This window comes from Paenibacillus enshidis (assembly GCF_042136365.1).
GTDB classification, from domain to species: Bacteria; Bacillota; Bacilli; order Paenibacillales; family Paenibacillaceae; genus Paenibacillus; species Paenibacillus enshidis.
This window is the reverse complement of record NZ_JBHHMI010000010.1, coordinates 67298-88360: the sequence shown is the minus strand read 5'-3', so window position 1 is coordinate 88360 and position 21063 is coordinate 67298. Positions and strand designations below refer to the sequence as shown.

Genomic DNA, 21063 nt, shown 5'->3' with positions numbered 1-21063 from the left:
ATCAGAAACAGAGAAACGGACGAATACCTGTCCTAGCCCCACCTATTCCCTGAGCGAGAGGGATAATCGTACAAAGCAGCGTGCAGGGGCATCAAGACACGAACCCAATAGACAGCCACCTCAGTCTGGGAGTCTGAAGTTTATTTGGAAATTAACTGGTGCGCTGGCTGTCGGATTCAATGGATTCGATCATCAGCTTGGAAGCTGCCTCAGTCCATCGTTGCTTTGACGATAATCCCGTCGACCATTTGGATATTTCATGAAAATTTCTTCAAAGTCCAGCAGGATGATTTTATATCCCAAGGACTTTAGCTGCTGCTTGTTCGAAGATTAAAGAGAAACAGCTCAATAACCATATAATAATTTTTTCACTTAAACATTATAACGTTATATTCTTTTCCTGCTCAAGATGTGGTATTGTTGATCTATAAAGAGCGGTTGCTCCGGTAAGAGAGGGAGCCAAACAAGCTATCGCCTTATGAAGATGGATGGCCGTTCGGGAAGGAAGGAGTACATGTCTGAACGTTTTGTCATTCGCAATGTGAAATTCGTCAATGGGCAGTCCGCCGACATTGTTGTCGAGAACGGGAAGATTGCGGAGATTGTCCAGGGAGGCTCGCTGCCGGGAAATGACGGAATTGATGGCACCGGGCTGTACGTATCCAGCGGCTGGATTGACATGCATGTGCATGCTTTTCCGGAGTTTGACCCGTATGGAGACGAGATTGACGAGATTGGCGTCAAGCAGGGGGTGACGACGATCATCGATGCGGGAAGCTGCGGCGCTGACCGGATCGGGGAACTGCAAGCAAGCGCGGCGGTTGCGAACACCCGCTGTTTTGCATTTCTGAACATCTCGCACATCGGCTTGCAGCGGGTGGATGAGCTGTCCCAACTGGAGTGGATCGACAAGGAAAAGGTCAAGGAGACCGTCGCTCTGTACCCGGATTTCATTGTCGGCCTGAAGGCGCGCATCAGCCGCAGTGTGGTGAAGGACAGCGGCATCCGGCCGCTGGTGCTGGCGCGTGAGCTGTCGGAGGAAACCGGTCTGCCGCTGATGGTGCATATCGGTTCGGCTCCGCCGCAAATCGAAGAGGTGATTCCACTGCTCGCCAAAGGGGACGTGGTCACCCACTATCTGAACGGCAAGCCGAACAATCTGTTCGATGAAGCCGGTAAGCCTCTGCCCGTGCTGGTGGATGCAGTCAAGCGGGGAGTGCATCTGGATGTCGGCCACGGCTCGGCGAGCTTCTCGTTCCGGGTGGCCCAGCATGCCAAGCAAAACGGCATTCAGCCTGACACGATCAGCACCGACATTTACCGGGGCAACCGTCTGAACGGACCGGTCTACAGCATGGCGAACGTGCTGTCCAAGTTTTTAATTCTGGGCTACAGCCTGGAAGAGGTTATTCATGCCGTCACCGTCAAAGCGGCAGACTGGCTTGGCAAGCCCGAGCTCGGGCGCATTCAGGTCGGGGACGATGCCAACCTGACGCTGTTTGCCGTCAAGCAGGAGCCGATTGTGCTTGTCGATTCCGAAGGCGAGCAACGGACTGCGGACCAATATATTGAAGCTAAAGGAGCTGTCATTCATGGATCATTCTTTACTTGCTAAATACGGATTGAAACGGGTCATTAACGCCAGCGGCCGCATGAGCATTCTGGGTGTCTCCGCACCGACGGACACGGTGATGGAGGCGGTGAAGACCGGTGGGCAGCAGTACGTGGAAATTGCTGATCTGGTGAATAAAGCCGGCGACCATATTGCGCAGATTTTGGGTTCGGAGGCAGCGGTTGTCGTCAACTCGGCTTCCAGCGGCATTGCGCTGTCGGTCGCAGCCATCGTGACCCAGGGCAACAAACGCCTGAGCGAACGGCTTCACCAGGACCCCATTTCCAAGAACGAAATCATTATCCTTAAGGGCCATAACGTACAATTTGGCGCTCCTGTAGAGACCATGGTGTATCTGGGCGGAGGCAAGCTTGTTGAAGTGGGCTATGCCAATGAAGGCTGGAAGGAGCATATCGAAGACGCTATTAGCTATCAGACCGCCGCTATTTTGTATGTAAAATCTCATCACAGTGTGCAAAAGAACATGATCTCCGTCGAGGAAGCCTGGGAAGTTGCACAGCGGCGGGGAGTACCACTCATCGTGGATGCGGCGGCGGAAGAGGATATTTACAAATATGTCGAGGTGTCCGACCTGGCCATTTACAGTGGCTCCAAAGCCATTGAAGGACCGACCTCAGGCATTGTCGCCGGCAAGCGTCAATATATCGAGTGGCTTAAGGTGCAGCTGCACGGTATCGGGCGCAGCATGAAGGTTGGCAAGGAATCGACATTTGGCCTGCTGCAGGCGCTCGACGAATATACCCGCAAGGAGGATAAAAGCGAGCAGGAGAAAGAATCGCTGCAGGCCTTGATGGTACTAAATGAGCTGCCGGGTGTCCGTGTCAGCATCGTGCAGGACGAGGCGGGCAGAGCAATTTTCCGCGGACGGATCCAGATTAACGCGGCAGAGACCGGTATTGATGCCAGACAGGTGAATGACCAATTGCGTGAAGGGCAGATTGCTATCTATACACGCGACTATGGAGTGCGGCAGGGATATTTCGATCTGGATGCCCGTTCTTTTCAAGGGGACGACATCCAGGTGATCGTATCGAGAATTCAGGAAATTGTAGGAGGAAACTAACATGTCTTTGATGGAAAAACGTCTTTACAAAAACCGTGCTGCGCTTAATGTGCTGGCAGGCAGCATTGAGAACGCCCGTGAAGTATATGAAGCCGCTGAAGGCCATGTCATTGTCGGCGTATTGTCCAAAAACTATCCGGATGCCGAGACGGCTGTCGCTGCCATGAAGGAATATGGAGCGGCAATTAAAGACGCCGTGTCCATCGGACTTGGGGCAGGGGACAACCGGCAGGCGGCTGTCGTGGCGGAAATCGTGAAAAGCTATGGCGGCACACATATCAACCAGGTGTTCACAGCCGTTGGAGCGACCCGCGCCAATCTGGACACCCGTGATAGTTGGATTAACAGCCTCGTGTCTCCATACGGCCGTCCCGGCTATGTGAATATTTCGACAGGCCCTGTCAGTGCGGCTTTGTCCGAGCATGCCATTGTACCTGTGAAAGCAGCGATTGCGCTCGTGCGCGATATGGGTGGCAATGCGCTGAAATATTTCCCGATGCAGGGGCTGAAGCTGGAGGATGAGTTCCGGGCGGTGGCGCAGGCATGCGGCGAGGAAGGTTTTGCCCTCGAGCCAACAGGTGGCATCGACCTGGACAATTTCGAAGAGATTGTGCGCATTGCACTTGAAGCGGGTGTTCCGCAGGTGATCCCGCACGTGTATTCTTCCATCATCGATAATGACACTGGCAGCACAAACGTCAAGGACGTACAAGTATTGTACGAAACGATGAAAAAGCTGGTGGACCATTATGAGTAAGCGTGTAGCCGCATTCGGGGAAGTGATGATGCGGCTGCAGGTGCCCGGCTTCGACACACTGGCACAGGCGGATACGCTCCGGTATACCTTTTCGGGAACGGGAGTCAATATTGTATCTGCTCTGGCGCGCTTTGGTCACACCGGTTACCTGGTCACGACGCTGCCTGACAATCCGCTGGGCGAAGCGGCCATTGCGTATTTGCGCAAGCTGGGAGTGTCCACCTCGTTGATCCCGCGGGGCGGAAGATTTGTCGGCATGTATTTTCTGGAAAACGGCTTTGGGTTGCGTCCGAGCAGAGTGACGTATACGGACAGGCTGGGCAGCAGCTTTAACCAGGCTCCGGCGGACAACTACGATTCGGCAGACATTGCCGGGAACGTGGATATTATGCATTTCTGCGGAATTACGCTGGCCATGAACGACACGGTGCGGGGGCATATGAAAAAACTGGCCGCAGCAGTGAAGCAGGCGGGCGGCAAAGTCGTGTTCGACTGCAATTACCGCCCTTCCTTGTGGGGAGATGACGGATATGCGCTGGCCAAGCCTCATTATGAGGAGATGCTCGGACTGGCCGATGTGGTCTTGATGAATGAAAAAGATGCGCTGCATATTCTCGGTATGGAAACACATGCCACTGAGAGGAAGGAGCAGCTGATGGACTTGATTCCGCAGGTTGCACACAAGTTTGGTATTTCAGTGGCCGCCGGGACGCACCGGTCCATCAACCGGGATAACAGCCACTCCTTGCAGGGGTATATTTATAAAAACGGACAGTTTGAATTTTCGGACATGCTTAACTTTATGGTGTATGATCGTATAGGGGCGGGAGATGCATATGCGAGCGGCATCATTCATGGAGAAATTCAGAATTTTTCCGTGAAGCACACGGTTGATTTTGCCGCAGCCGCCGCGGCGCTGGCGCATACCGTGTCCGGAGATACGCCGAATGCATCCGAGGCCGAAGTGATGAAGGCCATGACCCAAATGATGCCTGACGTGGAAAGGTAGTGACGCGGATTGTCCATTACGCGCAAAAATGGGCCGTTATATTTGCAAATCAAGAAAATTTTGAAAGACCGGATATTGCACGGCATTTATCCCTTGGGCACGATCATTCCGTCCGAGCCGCAGCTGGAAAAGGAGTTTGGCGTCAGCAAAGTGACGGTCCGCAATGCGGTGCAGGAATTATGCCAGGAGGGTTATCTGGAAAAACGAAGCGGTGTAGGAACGACAGTGATCCGGAATCGCTCTCTGTCCCGATTGTCCAAAGGGAAAAGGTTTACGGAAATTCTCGTCGATGAAGGCCACCGGATTGAGAAGAAGCTGCTCGGTTCGGAAATGGTAACCAATGATGTGCAATCCAAGCCTTTTCAGCTGTTCGGGGAGCGCTGCCTGCGCCTGGAGAGGTTGTATCTGCTCGATGGTCATCCGTATATTCATTATGTGCATTACCTCGCTCCTGCGGCCGTTGCCGTGACAGGTGATGAGGATGCCAACATGCAGTCACTGTATGACCTGATTGAAGAAAATGATATCAGCCTGGACCGGTTTCGCGATGCGTTTACCGTTGGCACGGCAAGCGTCGAAACTGCTCGTCTGCTCTGCATACCGGAAGGGTCTCCTACACTTAAGCGTATCCGATACTCCTACAGTGTAGATGGTCATGTCGTGGAGTACAGCATCGGGCATTACAATACGGAACTTCAGCCTTATCTTGTGAGCTATGATGCACCGGTCTAAGGAGCCGCACCGAAATAAACACCCAAAGAGTAAGGGGAGCCGATGGAAATAAAAGCAACACGATTCGATCAAATCCGCCAAACATGGAGATGAACGGTCGACATGCTAACAGAGGAATTGAAACCTTGGAGCGCATGATTTTGCAGAAACAGCTTGTCTGTTTTGCTGTGCTGTGATATTCTAACTGTAAAAATATGTGATGTGACGGAAGCACCGTTTACCAGCCCATACCTGTGGCTGATGAACGGTGCTTTTTTTATTTCTGAGCAGAGTAGAAGTGACATTAAGGCGTTAAGGATAGCTGATTTCAATCCATAGTCACTTGGAGTACGATCTGCCTCACTGAAAGGGGGGGATTACACATGATGAAAACGTTGTTGGAGCATACGATGCGGGAGATTGCGCAAATTGAAACCGAGATCACCAAGGTGCTGGATACACTGATTGAGATCCAGGAGGAACGCTCAGACCAATCGCTCATGGAACTGATTGAACGAGACCGGACAGAACTGCTGCAGATGATGGTGGACATGCACATAGAGAAGAAAAAGCATATAAATCACAAATCACATAAAGGAAACCGATATACTTTGAAGAAATGTCATTCTTTAGGCGTAATTTCTACTAAGAAATGATAGTTCAACCTATTAGCGATTGAGAAAAGGGGTAGTAATCAATGAGAAAAATCCTATTGTCCGTGACGGCAGCCGCCCTGTTGTTTGGGATTGCCACACCAGCCCAGGCTGTAAGCAGCAGCAAACAAGACATTGAAGTGCTGTGGAACGCCAAGAAAATTTCCTTTCCGGATGCAAAGCCATTTCAGGATGGCAGCGACCGGGTTATGGTCCCGATCCGCTTTGTCAGTGAAGCCCTGGGCGCGAAAGTAGGCTGGACCAAATCAGGCAGTAAGCTGTCCGTGTCCATCCAAAATAACGAGCATACGGTTAACATGACCGTAGGGCAGAAAACGGCTACCATCGATGGCCAAACCAAGACGTATGACACGCAGATTGTTCTGAAGCAGAACCGGACGTTTGTGCCGCTGCGCCTGGTCAGCGAGGGGCTTGGCCAACCGGTAGAATGGGACAAGCTTAGCCGGTGGGTCTGGATTGGGGCAAAGGAAGTTCCGACGCTGGAGGAATCCGGATTAAAGCCGGTGAATCTGGATCCGTACCGGAAATGGTTTGCAAAGAAGCAATATTTGCTGGAAAGTCCTCGGGGGGACAAGAAGTATAATCAGGCTTTAATTTTTAAAATTAGTGATTTGCCGACGAGCTTTCAACGGGATATTTACAGCGTTGAACTGTATACAGACCCAAAGACAACCAATATTTACCTCAAAGTCAGGTCAAAGACTACATCCAGTGCAGGGAATTTGTTCCTCCTTACAAAGAAAAGTGATATTCGCTACCGTTACCCTATAGACCAAAGAACCATTAATAACGGTGATGGGACAAAGTACAGTTTTTATAGTGTCTGGTCAAGTTCTGATAAAATTATTGACGGCATTGTAGATCAGAAGCCTTTAACCATTAAGGACATAGAGTACATTGGATTTCGCGGCAGCGAGCAAGACTACATTCCTCTGCTGATTAACCCATGGAAAGGAAACTAAGCCCATGGGAGCAACACTCAAGCTGAAGCGCATTGTTACCGCATCATTGGTGGGGCTGCTATTCTTTCTGCAGTTGCCCATTTTCCAGAACGATGTAGTGCAGGCGGCGACGGAGATCACACCACTTAAATACTATAAGGACAAAAATTACAGATACTTTGTTGGGATGATGTATTACGAAATGTGGGGAAGTACGGATGGACAGGGCGGGGAGTTGGTCTGGACGGACGGAGGGCGGCAGCCGAACAAGGGAATGCGCGGCGATGCCAAGTTCACCTATAAATTTCAATTCCCGAACCGGAAAATTAAAAACGTAGAGGCACGTGTTTATACTACTGGCGATCCGGTAGCCTATTTTGAGCAATCCCGTTCAGATTCGTACAACGATTATAGAGAAGCAATCAGTAATGGAACAACGAATTCGGATATCAGACCTTTTCAAATGCAAGGGGTTGGTACAGATACCACAACCATTCCGATCACTGTTAACATGCTTCTGGATGCGTTGAACCCAAGAAACGTGAAGGATGAACAGTGTCCTACCTGTGCTGAAAGTACGGTAGCGTACAGGATATATGTTCCGATCCTGTTCAAAATCGAATTGGATACCAGCCTGACCGTGAAATACTTCACGGAGGATGGTAAATCCCTGGCCAGCATTTTCCCGCCACGGCAAGAATCCATGGTGGTTGGCCAAGCCTACGACTTCACGCCGCCAACCAATTCGGCCTTTACATACGTCGGGTATAAGAAAAGTACGACCGGGTCAGCCCCAGGCGGCACCATTCAGCAGGGAAATGCCCCGAGCTTCACCTATGACGGTTCATTTGAGAGCTACACTGCTTACCTGTATTACAAGACGGCATGCCTGGAGCCAGGCCAAGGAACCGGCACAGAAACGGGGCCGCAGTGTCCGTCGCTTCCGGAGCCGGAACCAGCGGAGCCATCGGTGGTATGTACGCCGCCGCAGTCTGCAGGCGTTAAAACCGGCAGCCTGATGAACAGCAGTGCGGTCGGGAAGATCAAGGCGGATGCGCGGGGGTCCGAAAAGTTTGAAGTGGCCAAGGGCATTCCGACCTCGGAAAGCTTATACGGCAACGTTTGGGCAAAGGAATACCTGTACAACAACAAATTCGAGAAGTTCACCGGCACGTGTACGTTTACGGTTCCCGTGAGCAAGACTTACAAACTGAAATGGACGGAAAAAGAAGATTATGAAAACAGCAAGGGCGAAACGAAGTCGCGTGATGTTAACAAGTCGCGCAGCGTCACCGTGACCCCATCCTATGAAATCGTCCGACACTATTCGTACTGGACGATTCCTGGCCTGCAGGTGTTTAAAATCGACACCGCAAAGCTCTATAATTACGCCTTCCAAGTCAACGGTATCGTCATTGAACCAGGCAGCTCCTACAAAGTAGCGACGATGAACGTGGAAACAGAAGTGGTGAATCTGCCAGAGCCGTCACCGGTATCGGCTTCCGCACCAAGCCAGACGATTGATGGTGGCAGCAGCGAGCCGGATGTTCCGGATGAAAACCTGAAGAGCTACGCTGAAGAAAAGACGCCGGAGCTGGATGTGCGTAACGACAAGCTGATATTCAACGGAGAAACCGTGATGGACGGTTCCATGGTCAAAACCAAGACTAAGGAGCCAGGAGAGATCAAGAAGCCGCTTAGTATTGACGAAAACGCTCTGTACCGTCCGGGCAATGTCATTCCGGTAACCAAAAGCAACAAAGCAGACAATAAAAGCTCCGGCACGATTGAGTATTCTCCGCTCGACGGCAGCCTGGGCAATCCGGAAAACGAGCGGCAGCCGGTTGATGATTTGAACAGCGTCACGGTCCATACGCCGGTGGTCATGTATCCAAGCGTGAGTAATGACAAGGAGCATAACCAGAAGGTATACCCGACCGCTGGCACCGCTGCCCTGGTGCTGGACCGGCCATTCACCGTCACCATGCCGACGAGTGGGCCGCACCGGGATATTAAAGGGTACGGCAACCGGGATTACGCCAAGTACACAGCATACAAGCAAGTGCTGTTTGAGTTCGATGTTTACAACGAAGATATGGGCAAATATATTCCGGCCAAAACCTGGATTGATATTCCGGTGACGCAGCAGCAGACCACGTTCCGGATGCCGGTATGGGTCAATGAGGGGAAATATACGGTTCACTTCCGTTCGATAGCGGAGAATGCACCTGAAAATTTCACCTGGGAGAAGATGGCTAATCTTGATTTGGCCAACCATGTGGCCATCAATACGGTGCCGGTGGAAGTGATCGGGCGACTGTATGATTTCAAGGTGACGGACATCACAGATTATGATTGGCAGATGGTGTTCCGGACGAAAAAAGGCAGCTCAGAGCCAACTGGTACAGCATATTGGGTCGGGCCGAACTCCATTGACGGTGCGCCCCGCGGAAATACGTTCCCGTATCTCTTGCCGATCCGGCCAGGAAGCCACCCGAACAGCGGGTATAAGAATGTGACCGTTAAGACCGGCTACTCCTTTAAATTTGACTTTAAGACGAAAGGCAATCATTTCGGCCCGAAAGACCACGTGAAGATCGTGCCGACATTCTACTTTGTGAACAAAGACGGAACCAAGCGCCAGAAAGTCGATCTGTATTACCACAATCAGACCACAGGTCAAAAGTTCGTGAAGATCGGTTCAAGCCAGGACACAGTGACCCGCAATATGGTTCTGAACAGCCCGATGCGTAACATTGTTTCGACCGAGCTGAGCAATACCGCGAAATACGTGGCGACGTATGGCTTTGCCGATTTCATGAAACAAGCAGGCAAGAAGAATACCATCGGCTCATACAGCCTGCTGGATCTCACGCAGCGGGTGCGGACTTTAATTGGGCCAACATCCGATATTCCGAAAACGGTAGATCCGGGCCGTGCAGTAGCATCCATTCAAAAGTGGTATGGCGAGTATAGCTTGCCAGCCGCTCCCTATGTCGTTCCGGCTGGATTCAATATAGCGGAGTATGGCAGAACCAACAGGCTGACGGACAACTCACCGATTTTCCTGAAGAACGGGTACATCGTGGTCAATTTCAACATTGAAACCTATCAGGATGGATCGGCTACTCCACATCTGCGGTATTACAGACTGCAAGGGGATAATACACCGCTGAATAACCAATGGCAGCTGGAGGGGTACAGCAATGTAGTCCAGGATAAGTATGGTCATGAATTTGCAGCTCCGGACGGGGACGTTGTCTATTACCATGCAGACTTGTCCAGCTACGATGACTTCAGGTCCTCGGTTACCCATTAAGCGGTGGGACAACGAATCTCGGGTTTGGTTGTAGAAGGCTGAATTGCAGAAGCTGGTGGACGAAACGGGACCGGCATTGCGGTCTGCGATTTTCACCGGAACCTGGTACATGGAACAAGATTGAATACCGGCTGTTTTTCGTATATCGTTGCAGTTACTAGGGAGGGGACATAGCATGAAAATCGATCCATTGCTGCTGGATTTTCCGGAGCAGTTTGAAACCGCAAGGCTGATGGTTCGGGCCCCACAATGGGGGGACGGCGCACCGCTGAATGCAGCGATCCGGGAAAGCCTCAAGGAACTCCGCCCATTTATGCCGTTTGCCCGCGTAACCCCCGAACCGGAGGAGACAGAGAAGGCCGTCCGTCGTGGCAGGCTTCGTTTCCTGGAACGGACGGATATGATGATGCTGATGTGTGATAAACTATAACTTTTCCATCTCTGAAATGGAGACAGATCAGGACCATATCCATGTGCTGGCCGAATGCACACCACAACATTCCATACCCAATATGGTCAAAGTGTTAAAAGGGATTTCCGCAAGACTTTTGTTTAAAGAATTTCCGCAGCTCAAAAACAAGCTGGGAGGAGACCACTTGTGGAGTCCCTCTTACTTTGTGGCTACCGTCAGTGAACATACCGAAGAACAAATCCGAAAGTATATTCAAAGCCAGAAAGTGAAGTGAGAATATGCTTGTCTATAAAGCCTATAGGTTTCGTACCTATCCTAATGAAGATCAAGCTATTCTCATTAACAAGACGCTGGGCTGTTCCCGGTTTGTCTTTAATCATTTTCTGGCCTTATGGAATGAAACTTATCATAGTACAGGCAAAGGCTTGTCGTATACCCAATGCTCTGCTCAATTAACGAAATTGAAGCAAGAGCTCACATGGCTAAAAGAACCGGATAAATTTTCTTTGCAAAATGCTTTGCAGCATCTGGCCGATTCCTTTGCAAAATTTTTCGGAAAACAAAATGATGCGCCGAGATTTAAGAGTAAAAAGAACCCGGTGCAGTCGTATCAAACGAACTATACCAATGGTAATATTTCAATCGTAGGCAATAAGGTGAAACTACCCAAATTAGGGCTCGTGAAATTTGCGAAGTCCAGAGAAGTCGAAGGTCGCATCATAAGTGCGACGATTAGGCGTAATCCTACGGGCAAATACTTTGTTTCACTGTTGGTGGAAACCGACATCGAGCCCCTGCGCAAAACAAACCGGGAAGTCGGGATTGACGTGGGGATTAAAGATTTCGCAGTTCTATCCAGTGGTGAAGTGTTTGAGAATCCGAAGTTTCTACGGAAGATGGAGCAAAAACTCATTCGGGAACAACGCATTCTTTCCAGACGGGTAGGAGATTCCTCCAACTGGAACAAACAACGGGTAAAGGTGGCTCGCATCCATGAACGCATTACCAACGCCCGAACGGATTACCTGCAAAAGATTTCAACGCATATCGTCAAAAACCACGACCTGATCGCGGTGGAAGATTTGCAGGTATCTAACCTGATGAAGAATCACAAGCTGGCGAAGGTCATTGGCGAAGTGTCCTGGTATCGATTTAAAAAGATGCTTGAATATAAGGCTAAATGGTACGGACGAAGAGTTGTGGCCGTAGGTAAAACCTTCGCCTCGTCTCAAATCTGTTCGTGTTGCGGCTACCAAAATAAAGAAGTCAAAGACCTTCGTCTGCGGGAGTGGGAATGTCCAGCATGCCACAGCCACCATGACCGTGACAACAATGCAAGCAAAAATATCCTTGCCGAAGGCAAAAGACTTCTAACTGAATAGTTAAAGGAACCGCAGGGACTGCGGGGATAGCCTGGCGGCATATCACGTGCTAATTCTGTTCAGTAGAACGGACTACCCAGGAATCTCGCGGCTTTAGCCATGAGAGGCTTCAAATTAGAAAAATTACGGAGGAAACGCTGGCTCTTTAAACGTCGCCCCTCTATTGAATCAACATTCCCCGTTAATTTCGTCGGCTTGCAGTACCTGCAACTAAGTCAAAATCCAACCAATGCAGCAGCTTCAAGGCAGCGCTGAAGATGGTTGGATGCCGTTCGTCGCGCTGCCGCTGTTCGTAAATTATGCTTTGGTCAGATTGATATGATCAAGGTCGGTTCTGGAATTGAAAATAAAATCCAGCTTGTAATCGCCTCTGAGGTAAGTTACTTTGATTTGCTGTTTACCACTGTTGCGTATGGTGGTGCTGTGTGTTGGCTTGGACCACTGCTGCCACAGCATGCTGATCGTGATGCCGCCGATGTTGGTCTGCCGTTCTACATTTGTGCCAAAATAGCGTATTTCATTGATCACACCGGATTTATAGGCAAAAGCGTAACCGGGATTTCCCATATTGGCGGTATACCATTCAAAATTCCCCGATTTTTCTGCAGGCTCCCCGAACTTTTTGATCACTTCGGTCCGTTTGGTTTTGCCAATCGTAAAGCCGCTGACGGCTCCCGGAAATTGTCCCTTCAAAGCAGGTTTATAGAAGGAATTTAGCGTGTCAATGGCCATTTGCTTCTGCTCCGCGCTTACGCTGTCGCTAGTAGCTGCAGCTGCTTCGACGCTGGAAGCGGACATGAGCGGAGTGGAGGCGGGGACAGTTGTGCCGAAAACCGCCGCACCCATGATTCCCATGGCTATAACCGTTTTCGCAGCTGACTTCGTTCTGTATTTTATGCTCATGCTGTGTAGCTCCTCCCAGGAAAAAAGAAAATTGGTGACAGTCTGTCTGTCATTTAACCAATATACAGGATATAAAACAGGGAAAAGTAACAGAATAATTTAAAGTTTTGTAATTGTCTCAGGCAGACATTCACATCCGCTTTTTATACGCCCTCATCGCAAAGATATAAGCCACGAGCATAATTCCGATGCACCACGCAAGCGCAATCCATATATCATTACCGACCTGCTGACCTGACAGCAGTGCACGGATGGCTTCCACGATCGAGGTTACCGGCTGGTTTTCGGCAAAGACGCGAACGACAAGCGGCATGGACTCGGTCGGCACAAACGCCGAGCTGATAAATGGCAGAAAGATAAGTGGATAGGAAAACGCGCTTGCACCTTCCACCGATTTTGCGGACAGTCCGGCAATCGCTGCGACCCAGGTCAAAGCCAGCGTAAACAGCACGAGTATACCGGCTACGGCAAGCCAAGACAGTATATCTGCCGACGAACGAAAGCCCATAATGAGCGCTACGAGAATGATGACGACAACGGATATCGCGTTGGATACCACCGAGGTCAGCACATGCCCCCACAGCACGGCGGAACGCGAAATAGGCATGGAGTGGAACCGCTCAATTATACCTCGTTGCTTATCCAAAAACAGGCGGTAAGCCGTATAGGATATTCCGCTAGCAATCGCAATCAGCAGGATGCCGGGCAGCAGGTAATTCACATAGTTATCTGTGCCGGTTTGGATTGCGCCGCCCAACACATAGACGAACAGCAGCATCATCGCAATCGGAGTGATGCAGACCGTGATGATGGTGTCCATGCTGCGGAAAATATGGCGCATGGAACGTCCAAGCATCACGCCCATATCGCTGAAAAAGTGATTTTTTGCCGTCTCCATTTACTTCTCCTCCTTTTTACCAACGATTGAGAGGAATATCTCCTCCAATGAAGGTTGTTTTTCCACATACTCCACCTTTGCTGGCGGGAACAGCTTTTTCAGTTCATCGAGCGTGCCGCTGGCGATAATTCTACCCTCATGCAGTATGGAAATCCGGTCAGCAAGCTGCTCAGCCTCCTCTAAATACTGTGTGGTTAAAAATATGGTCGTGCCGCCGTCGGCAAGCTCTTTGACAATCCTCCAAACCTCGATGCGCGCTTCGGGGTCAAGTCCGATCGTCGGCTCGTCGAGGAAAATGAGCTGCGGATTTCCTACAAGGCTCAAGGCGATGTCGAGCCTGCGGCGCATACCACCCGAATAAGTAGATGCCTTGCGGTCGGCGGCGTCTGTCAAGTTGAAGCGTTTAAGCATGTTATCCGCCACCTGACGTGGATTTTTGAGGTGCCGCAGCTTGGCAATCATAATCAAATTTTCCCGTCCGGTTAACATTTCGTCCACGGCGGCAAATTGCCCGGTCAGGCTGATCACCTGCCGCACATGATCGGGTTTTGAAGCGACATCAAATCCGCCTACGGCGGCGGTTCCGCCGTCCGGTTTGAGCAGCGTGGTAAGGATTTTGACAACCGTTGTCTTGCCCGCCCCGTTGGAGCCGAGCAGAGCGAAAATACTACCCTTCTCCACCTCGAAATCTACGCCCTTCAGCACTTGGAGCTGTTTGTAGGATTTTTGCAGTCCTTTTACTTGAATGGACTTGGTTTGCACGGTTTGCATCGGATCCCCTCCCTTATTAAATGACAGTAACTTTTGACAAATCGGCTTCCATGCCCTTGAGCAGCGCAAAGGTTAGTTTATCCATCGTTGCGCCGTCAAAGCAGATGGTCTTGATCGCACGAAAGTATTTCTTGGAAATTGTAAACCCGGACTGGAAAGAAACATTTTTGAATGTAGCGCCCCTGAACGAAACGTTGTTTAATGCCGCTCGGTCAAACTTAACACCTATGAACGTCTGTCGGTCGAAACACTGCCCGCTCATATCGGAGTAATTGAAGTCCACTCCATCAAATAAACAACCTTCGAAAATCGTTTTTCTAAGATCGGTCGTCGTTAATGTCACGTCGGTCAGTCTTACGCCTGTGAATTTGGCTCCGTCAAGGCCTGCCGCACTGAAGTTGGTGCGTACAAGAATCGTCTTGTTGAAGCTTGCATTCCTCAGGTCAAGGGCGGACAGACTGCAGTCCGTCAGATTCGCGCCGTCAAAATTGGCATCACGTACATCGCTGCCCTTAAACGAGCTGCCGGTCAAATCTGCACCCGAAAAATCGGAACCGTGCAAGGCGCTGCCATTAAACTGTCCTTTATGGGCCGTAACACCTGCAAAGTCGCTTGTCGCCAGGTTGCTGCCGCTAAAGTTGGTCACGACTTGCCGTTGCAGCGAGCGGGAGAGGTTGGCGACCTCCAGAATCGTTTGCTCGATGTCGCCGATCCCCTCAACCGTCATCTGAAACGCGGTTTCATCGTCCTTGCCCTCAGCCTTGAGTTCACGGTAACGCTCCTGCAAATCGGTGAGCAGGTCGGCCTTTAATTCGGTGACGCTTTTTACCCCATCGTATGGCGTAAAAACGCTGTTCAGATAATCCGTTAATTTTGGATTCGTCATCTCAAATCTCCCCTTATAATAAGTTTTCTAACACGCGTTTTGCATACTCCCAGTTGCTTTTGTTACGGGCGTAAGTATCCTTGCCCTTCTCGGTAATCCTAAAATATTTGCGACGTCCGCCCTGTGATTCATCGCCCCAATACCACTCGATGTCGCCGTCTGCTTCTAGCCGCCGGAAGCTGGAGTACATCGTGGCTTCCTTTAGTTCATACTCGCCACCCGAACGCTCGGCAATCAGCTTGACAATCTCGTAACCGTAATGATCAGCTTCGGACAAGAGCCGTAAAATCATCGTATCGGTATGTCCGCGCAGCAGGTCGGATGTGATCTTGTTCTCGCTCATTCAATCACCCCCACATCTGCATGATACGGCATATTACTATGACTGTCAAGGTAGTATTTTGATTATATTACTTTGTTGAAAAAAACATGTTATATAAATTTACATATTTGTCTAATAAGCTTGTACGATACATTACATTCAATGTTTTATTTGTGCTCAAATGACAAAAGAAACAACATATTTTTATTTGCAGGGTACATAGGAACAGATGTGATCCTTACAGTACAATTGAAAAAATCGCAAACGGGATAACAAATATAACATGAGGGGAATGCAAACATGACAAGAGAGGATGCGCTGCATCCGTATAAAAAGGGGGAAAGGCAGTGGTTATCTACACCATTCGCAGGCTGATTCAAATGATCCCGGCACTGCTGGGAATTGTCATCATTACCTTTATTATTTCAAGGGTTCTGCCTGGCGATCCTGCCGTCATGCTTGCGGGAGAACAGGCAACACCGGAAACGATTGAAAATATCCGCAAAAGCATGGGGCTTGATCAGCCGCTGTACATTCAGTTCTTTCATTATACAGGCGGCTTGCTGCAGGGGAATCTTGGTGAGGCCTATCACACCGGACAATCGGTGGCCAGTGATTTTGCGACACGGTTTCCGGCGACCATCGAACTGGCTCTGGCCAGTCTCATTGTGGCGATTCTGGTAGCGATTCCAGTGGGAATTCTGGCGGCTACGCGCAAAGAATCGATCATCGATCATATTTCGCGGGTGTTCTCCCTGATCGGCGCATGTATGCCGATTTTCTGGATCGGGCTTTTGTTTATCTACATTTTCTATGCGACCTTGGGTATCGCTCCCGCCCCGATGGGCCGGATCAGCAATGACTTGAATCCGCCGACGCATATTACGGGGCTTTATGTGGTGGACAGCTTATTAAGCGGGGATTTCGTGGCATTGAAGAGCAGCATTTCTCATTTGATTCTGCCTGCCATTTGTCTCAGCACAGGTACGATGGCCATCGTGGCCAGAATGATGCGTTCCAGCATGCTTGAGGTGATCGGCCAGGATTTTGTCCGTACTGCACGGGCCAAGGGGCTTGGGGAATGGATCGTCATTTACAAACACGCGCTTATCAACGCTTTTATCCCGACGCTTACGGTGCTGGGTCTGCAGGTTGGCTATTTGATTGGGGGCGCCGTGATCACGGAAACGATTTTCACCTGGCCGGGGGTAGGCAGCTACGTAACGGATTCTATCCTGGCTGCGGATTATGCGCCGATTCAGGCTTTCACTTTGGTCAGCGCGCTGATTTACAGCTTTATCAACCTGGCTGTGGACTTGATTTATGGGTGGCTCGATCCGCGTATCCGCTTTGAGTAAATAGAAGAGAGAGACAGGGGGGACTGAAATGAGCAGTGCTAGTGATGCAGCGGTCAAAACGGCTGTCGGACAGCCGCAGGCTTCCGCGGGGAAGCGAACGACCTTTTGGCGGCTGCTGGTTCGCAACAAACTGGCTGTAATCGGACTGATATTCATCCTGGGCTGGATGCTGACGGCAATTCTGTCCGCATGGATTGCTCCGCATGATCCGTATGGCACCGATCCGGTCAACAAGCTGCTGCCTCCAAGCGCCGGGCATTGGTTCGGTACGGATAATTACGGCCGCGATATATTCAGCCGTGTCGTTTATGGGGCGAGAATCAGCATATGGACGGGCATGATCGCCGTATCCATCTCCTTTGTGATCGGGGTTCCGCTGGGAGCGATTGCCGGGTATTACGGCGGACGGACAGGCAGCATTATTATGCGCTGTATGGACATCCTGCTTGCTTTTCCTTCACTGGTGCTGGCCATGGCTATCGCGGCCGCGATGGGCCCGGGGCTGCTCAGCGCTCTGATTGCCGTGGGTATTGTGGGCATTCCCGAATTCGCCAGACTCATTCATGGCCAGACCATTTCCCTGAGGGAAAAAGAGTTTGTGGAAGCCAGCCGAGCGATTGGGGTGAAGGATTCCACCATTTTATTCAGACATATTTTCCCGAACGCGCTTGCTCCGCTGCTGGTCAATGCCACGCTGGGCATGGGGTTTGCCATTCTGACCTCCGCGAGCCTCAGCTTCCTTGGCCTTGGGGTCAAGCCGCCGACGGCGGAGTGGGGGGCCATGATTTCGGAAGGACGCGCTTATATCATATCGGGAGAATGGTGGATTGTTACTTTTCCCGGACTCGCAATTGCTACAGCCATTTTAGGGTTCAATTTGCTTGGGGACGGTCTGCGGGATGTACTTGATCCAAGGCTGCGCTCCAGCAAATAACTAATATAAAGCACAAGTCAGCAAGGGGGAAAATGCAATGCTCAGAAAAAGTCTTTATTTACTCATCGCCATGTCCATGGTTCTATGGCTGGCAGGCTGTGCGAGCAACGCCAATCAGGCGGCCTCTAACGGCGGCGGCGGCGTGGACGGTTCTTCTGCACCGAAAGCGGTCACCATTGCTTATTCTGAAGGCGGTTCGACGATGGATCCGGCCGAAGCCAGCGATCTGACGTCCGACACGCTGGTGCTTGCCTTGTATGACCAGCTTGTCACCTACGGAACGAAGTCCTCCGAAGGCGGCGAAATCGCCAATACCGAAGACATTCAGCCCATGCTGGCGGAAAGCTGGGATGTCTCCGATGACAAGCTGATCTATACGTTCCATCTGCGTGAAGGCGTCAAGTTTCACAGCGGTAACCCGCTGACAGCCAATTCTGTGCTGTTTTCCTTTGAGCGCCTGAAAAATTCGGACTCCGGCAGCTTCCTGTACGGAATGAGCGCCATCGATACGGTGACCGCCGTGGACGATCACACCGTTGAAGTCAAGCTGTCCAAGCCAAATCATATGTTCCTGCAGATGATTTCCCTGTATAACTTCTCCATTGTCGATGATGTGCTTGTGAAGGAAAAAGGCGACGGAGACTTCCTGAAAACGAATGAAGCGGGCTCCGGACCTTTCCTTCTGGAAAAATGGGACCCGGCTACTGAAGCGGTGTTCAACGCGAACCCGGACTACTGGCAGGGGGCGCCAAAGGTCAGCAAGGTCAACATGAAGTTTACGAAAGAGGCTTCCAACCGTGTGCTGCTGCTGAATAAAGGCGACGTGGATATGGCCATTGAAATTCCGCCGAAGGACGTTGCGACCCTGGAAAGCAATGAGAACCTGAAGGTTCAATCCAACGCAAGTAACCGGATTTTGTATTTTGCCATGAACAACAACGTGAAGCCGTTTGACAATCCGAAGGTGCGTCAGGCCATCTCTTATGCGATTCCTTACGATCAGCTGATCAATAATGTGATGTACGGACAGGGGAAGCAGATGAAGAGCGCTGTTGCGAGCAACACGCCGGGATATACGGATGCCGGATATAATTACACCTACGATTTGGAAAAAGCCAAGCAGCTGCTGGCCGAAGCGGGCTATCCTGACGGCTTCACCTTCGATCTGACCCTTGGCTCCGGGTTCCAGGACTGGGCGGATGATGCCGTGCTGATTCAGGCTGAGCTCGCCAAAATCGGGGTAACGATGAACGTCGTTAACGTTGCGCGTGCGCAGTTCCTTGAACAGCAGCGTGAAGGCAACCTGACAGCCTATATTTCCAAATGGACCTCTTTCGTTAACGATCCGGGTTATCATCTCGGCTTCCTGATGTACAGCAAGGGCTCCTCCAACTATATGCACTACAACAATGCTGAAGTGGATAAGCTGTGGGAGCAGGCCAGCACGGAGCAGGACGAAAACGTCCGCAAGGAGCTGTACGGCAAAGCCCAGGAAATCATCACTTCCGAAGCGCCATGGGCCTACCTCTATGAATACAACCGGATTGCGGGCATGAACAAAAATATCAGCGGATATGTGTACTATCCAGATGAGGTGATCCGCTTCTATTCGTTGAACAAGCAATAATTTCGGAAGCCCGCCATGACGCCCCTGGTCAATGAATAGCCGGGGGCTGTCATATTCGTGGCTCATGATTCGTATTTCGTGATTCGTGATTTCGTGGTTAGTTCGTCCCAATGGACTGTCCATAAATGCAGAGGAGATGAACCGATATGACAGATTGGAAAAAGCTCATACTGGAAGAAATCGATAAACGGCAGGATGAACTGCTGGAGTTCTGCTCGCGGTTAATTCAGTTTCCTTCCGAAAATCCCCCAGGCGACTCGCGGGAAATCAGCCAGTTTATCATGGACTATCTGAAGGAGGCGGGCATTGGAACGGCCGTTTATGAAGCTGAACCGAAGATGTGGAATCTTGTTTCTGATTATGGCTCGCCGGAAGCTGGCGGAAAACGGCTCATTTTCTGTGGCCACACGGACGTTGTGCCTGCGGGGGATCTGTCCCGCTGGGATTTTGACCCGTTCTGCGGTGAGATTCGCGACGGTTATCTGCTGGGACGCGGCGCTTCGGATATGAAGGCAGGCCTTGGGGGCCTGATCTTTACAGTCGCCCTGCTGTCCAAGCTGGGAGTTCCGCTCGATGGTTGCCTGTCGCTGCTGGTCGTGCCTGACGAGGAAACCGGCGGTCATCTCGGTGTGCCGTGGATGCTGGAACGCAAGTTTATCGACGGAACGGCGGCCGTGATCGCGGAGCCGTCAGGGCCGCAAAATCCGACGATTGGCCAGAAGGGCAGCTGCTGGTTTGAGTTTACGGTGGAAGGCACACCCGGACATGGCAGCCTGCAGCCGATCGCGGGCGAAAGCGCGATTCTGAAAGCGGCCCGGGGCATCGAAGCCCTGCAGCAGCTCTGGGATATCAAACCTGATATTCCAGCAGAAGTGAAAGAAATTATTGAAATCTCCAAACGGTATGTAGCCGAGGAAAGAACACCGGAATATGGGCAGGCCTTTGACCATGTGACGGTCAACATTGGAACAATCCAGGGTGGAACCAAGGTCAATGTGGTGGCGGACCGCTGCACCGTGCAGGTCGATTCGCGCGTGCCGTTTGGCGTGGACTACCTGGATGTATTGGCCAGAGCGAAGGAGCTGCTGGCAGGTGTGGGCATTCATAGCGAGCTGAAGCAGTTCGGATTTTTCGGCAATGCGAACTGGACGCCGCCAACTACGGACATCGTGCATGATCTGGTGGAATCGATTGCCGAAGTGAGCGGCAAGGAGGCGTATGGCGTGCTGCAGTGGGCGACCAGCGATGCGCGCGCATTCCGCAAGTACGACATCCCTGTCCTGCAGTATGGTCCGGCGGAGCTGCCGACCATTCATAACTTTAATGAAAAAGCGCCGGTATGGCAGATCATTCAATCGGCCAAAGTATACGCGCTGACTGCGCTGAAATATTTGGATGCCGGTAAATAAACAGCTGAAGCCTGAACATCGAACGAACATCAGGCTAACGGAGTACCCCAATGA

General features: G+C 51.0%; 20 protein-coding genes. 15 read left to right on the top strand and 5 right to left on the bottom strand.

Annotation, left to right across the window (positions count from 1 at the left end; genetic code table 11):
* The first annotated feature begins 514 nt into the window (after nucleotides 1-514).
* The 11 genes from ACE41H_RS13370 (at nucleotide 515) to tnpB (ending at nucleotide 11901) form a co-directional block, all read left to right on the top strand.
* Entirely contained in the window at nucleotides 515-1615 is a 1101-nt protein-coding gene (locus tag ACE41H_RS13370) for an amidohydrolase/deacetylase family metallohydrolase (RefSeq protein WP_375355769.1), read from the top strand.
* Nucleotides 1593-2696: a DgaE family pyridoxal phosphate-dependent ammonia lyase gene (locus tag ACE41H_RS13365; protein ID WP_375355768.1), complete on the top strand. Its 1104-nt coding sequence runs from the start codon at nucleotides 1593-1595 to the stop codon at nucleotides 2694-2696. The genes ACE41H_RS13370 and ACE41H_RS13365 overlap by 23 nt, the downstream gene beginning before the upstream one ends.
* A gap of 1 nt (nucleotide 2697) precedes the next feature.
* Nucleotides 2698-3453, top strand: coding sequence for a 2-dehydro-3-deoxy-phosphogluconate aldolase (gene dagF, locus ACE41H_RS13360; RefSeq protein ID WP_375355767.1), 756 nt, complete (start codon nucleotides 2698-2700; stop codon nucleotides 3451-3453).
* Nucleotides 3446-4462: a sugar kinase gene (locus ACE41H_RS13355; protein ID WP_375355766.1), complete on the top strand. Its 1017-nt coding sequence runs from the start codon at nucleotides 3446-3448 to the stop codon at nucleotides 4460-4462. The genes dagF and ACE41H_RS13355 overlap by 8 nt, the downstream gene beginning before the upstream one ends.
* Nucleotides 4463-4471: 9 nt before the next feature.
* On the top strand, nucleotides 4472-5194 hold the full coding sequence (locus ACE41H_RS13350) for a GntR family transcriptional regulator (protein ID WP_375355765.1): 723 nt from the start codon (nucleotides 4472-4474) through the stop codon (nucleotides 5192-5194).
* A 362-nt stretch (nucleotides 5195-5556) separates the two neighbouring features.
* On the top strand, nucleotides 5557-5829 hold the full coding sequence (locus ACE41H_RS13345; RefSeq protein ID WP_375355764.1) for a hypothetical protein: 273 nt from the start codon (nucleotides 5557-5559) through the stop codon (nucleotides 5827-5829).
* Between the two features lie 41 nt (nucleotides 5830-5870).
* A complete protein-coding gene (locus ACE41H_RS13340; RefSeq protein WP_375355763.1) occupies nucleotides 5871-6809 on the top strand; it encodes a copper amine oxidase N-terminal domain-containing protein in 939 nt (312 codons plus the stop codon).
* A gap of 4 nt (nucleotides 6810-6813) precedes the next feature.
* The gene (locus ACE41H_RS13335; protein WP_375355762.1) at nucleotides 6814-10107 is read left to right on the top strand and encodes a DUF5704 domain-containing protein; all 3294 of its coding nucleotides are present in this window, start codon (nucleotides 6814-6816) and stop codon (nucleotides 10105-10107) included.
* A gap of 175 nt (nucleotides 10108-10282) precedes the next feature.
* Nucleotides 10283-10537: a hypothetical protein gene (locus ACE41H_RS13330; protein WP_375355761.1), complete on the top strand. Its 255-nt coding sequence runs from the start codon at nucleotides 10283-10285 to the stop codon at nucleotides 10535-10537.
* Entirely contained in the window at nucleotides 10524-10793 is a 270-nt protein-coding gene (gene tnpA, locus ACE41H_RS13325; RefSeq protein WP_375355760.1) for an IS200/IS605 family transposase, read from the top strand. Before ACE41H_RS13330 ends, tnpA begins: the two co-directional genes overlap by 14 nt.
* Before the next feature lie 4 nt (nucleotides 10794-10797).
* The gene (gene tnpB / locus ACE41H_RS13320) at nucleotides 10798-11901 is read left to right on the top strand and encodes an IS200/IS605 family element RNA-guided endonuclease TnpB (protein WP_375355759.1); all 1104 of its coding nucleotides are present in this window, start codon (nucleotides 10798-10800) and stop codon (nucleotides 11899-11901) included.
* A 297-nt stretch (nucleotides 11902-12198) separates the two neighbouring features.
* On the opposite strand, the gene ACE41H_RS13315 is transcribed toward tnpB, so the two are convergent.
* From ACE41H_RS13315 to ACE41H_RS13295, 5 genes are all read right to left on the bottom strand, one after another.
* Entirely contained in the window at nucleotides 12199-12804 is a 606-nt protein-coding gene (locus ACE41H_RS13315) for a YjgB family protein (RefSeq protein ID WP_375355758.1), read from the bottom strand.
* A 130-nt stretch (nucleotides 12805-12934) separates the two neighbouring features.
* Nucleotides 12935-13702 (bottom strand): ABC transporter permease, encoded by a 768-nt coding sequence (locus ACE41H_RS13310; protein WP_375355757.1) that lies wholly within the window; start codon nucleotides 13700-13702, stop codon nucleotides 12935-12937.
* The gene (locus ACE41H_RS13305) at nucleotides 13703-14473 is read right to left on the bottom strand and encodes an ABC transporter ATP-binding protein (protein ID WP_375355756.1); all 771 of its coding nucleotides are present in this window, start codon (nucleotides 14471-14473) and stop codon (nucleotides 13703-13705) included.
* 16 nt (nucleotides 14474-14489) lie between these two features.
* Nucleotides 14490-15359 (bottom strand): pentapeptide repeat-containing protein, encoded by an 870-nt coding sequence (locus tag ACE41H_RS13300; protein WP_375355755.1) that lies wholly within the window; start codon nucleotides 15357-15359, stop codon nucleotides 14490-14492.
* A gap of 13 nt (nucleotides 15360-15372) precedes the next feature.
* Complete coding sequence (locus tag ACE41H_RS13295) at nucleotides 15373-15702, bottom strand: PadR family transcriptional regulator (protein WP_375355754.1); 330 nt, start codon at nucleotides 15700-15702, stop codon at nucleotides 15373-15375.
* A 326-nt stretch (nucleotides 15703-16028) separates the two neighbouring features.
* On the opposite strand from ACE41H_RS13295, the gene ACE41H_RS13290 reads away from it, so the two are divergent.
* From ACE41H_RS13290 to ACE41H_RS13275, 4 genes are all read left to right on the top strand, one after another.
* A complete protein-coding gene (locus ACE41H_RS13290; RefSeq protein ID WP_375355753.1) occupies nucleotides 16029-17039 on the top strand; it encodes an ABC transporter permease in 1011 nt (336 codons plus the stop codon).
* A 28-nt stretch (nucleotides 17040-17067) separates the two neighbouring features.
* Nucleotides 17068-17973 carry an ABC transporter permease gene (locus ACE41H_RS13285; protein ID WP_375355752.1) on the top strand — a complete coding sequence of 302 codons (906 nt, stop codon included), beginning with the start codon at nucleotides 17068-17070 and terminating at the stop codon, nucleotides 17971-17973.
* Between the two features lie 37 nt (nucleotides 17974-18010).
* Entirely contained in the window at nucleotides 18011-19600 is a 1590-nt protein-coding gene (locus ACE41H_RS13280) for an ABC transporter substrate-binding protein (protein WP_375355751.1), read from the top strand.
* Between the two features lie 146 nt (nucleotides 19601-19746).
* Nucleotides 19747-21009, top strand: a complete 1263-nt coding sequence (locus ACE41H_RS13275; protein WP_375355750.1) for a M20 family metallopeptidase — start codon at nucleotides 19747-19749, stop codon at nucleotides 21007-21009.
* Nucleotides 21010-21063 lie beyond the last annotated feature (54 nt).

Bases quoted from the DNA above. Each gene is read 5' to 3' on its own strand.
- ACE41H_RS13285 (WP_375355752.1), top strand. From the start codon at position 17,068: ATGAGCAGTGCTAGTGATGCAGCGGTCAAAACGGCTGTCGGACAGCCG.
- ACE41H_RS13330 (WP_375355761.1), top strand. From the start codon at position 10,283: ATGAAAATCGATCCATTGCTGCTGGATTTTCCGGAGCAGTTTGAAACC.
- ACE41H_RS13300 (WP_375355755.1), bottom strand. From the start codon at position 15,359: ATGACGAATCCAAAATTAACGGATTATCTGAACAGCGTTTTTACGCCA.
- ACE41H_RS13370 (WP_375355769.1), top strand. From the start codon at position 515: ATGTCTGAACGTTTTGTCATTCGCAATGTGAAATTCGTCAATGGGCAG.
- ACE41H_RS13340 (WP_375355763.1), top strand. From the start codon at position 5,871: ATGAGAAAAATCCTATTGTCCGTGACGGCAGCCGCCCTGTTGTTTGGG.
- ACE41H_RS13355 (WP_375355766.1), top strand. From the start codon at position 3,446: ATGAGTAAGCGTGTAGCCGCATTCGGGGAAGTGATGATGCGGCTGCAG.
- ACE41H_RS13315 (WP_375355758.1), bottom strand. From the start codon at position 12,804: ATGAGCATAAAATACAGAACGAAGTCAGCTGCGAAAACGGTTATAGCC.
- ACE41H_RS13280 (WP_375355751.1), top strand. From the start codon at position 18,011: ATGCTCAGAAAAAGTCTTTATTTACTCATCGCCATGTCCATGGTTCTA.
- ACE41H_RS13275 (WP_375355750.1), top strand. From the start codon at position 19,747: ATGACAGATTGGAAAAAGCTCATACTGGAAGAAATCGATAAACGGCAG.
- ACE41H_RS13295 (WP_375355754.1), bottom strand. From the start codon at position 15,702: ATGAGCGAGAACAAGATCACATCCGACCTGCTGCGCGGACATACCGAT.
- dagF (WP_375355767.1), top strand. From the start codon at position 2,698: ATGTCTTTGATGGAAAAACGTCTTTACAAAAACCGTGCTGCGCTTAAT.
- ACE41H_RS13305 (WP_375355756.1), bottom strand. From the start codon at position 14,473: ATGCAAACCGTGCAAACCAAGTCCATTCAAGTAAAAGGACTGCAAAAA.
- ACE41H_RS13345 (WP_375355764.1), top strand. From the start codon at position 5,557: ATGATGAAAACGTTGTTGGAGCATACGATGCGGGAGATTGCGCAAATT.
- ACE41H_RS13335 (WP_375355762.1), top strand. From the start codon at position 6,814: ATGGGAGCAACACTCAAGCTGAAGCGCATTGTTACCGCATCATTGGTG.
- tnpB (WP_375355759.1), top strand. From the start codon at position 10,798: ATGCTTGTCTATAAAGCCTATAGGTTTCGTACCTATCCTAATGAAGAT.
- ACE41H_RS13310 (WP_375355757.1), bottom strand. From the start codon at position 13,702: ATGGAGACGGCAAAAAATCACTTTTTCAGCGATATGGGCGTGATGCTT.
- ACE41H_RS13365 (WP_375355768.1), top strand. From the start codon at position 1,593: ATGGATCATTCTTTACTTGCTAAATACGGATTGAAACGGGTCATTAAC.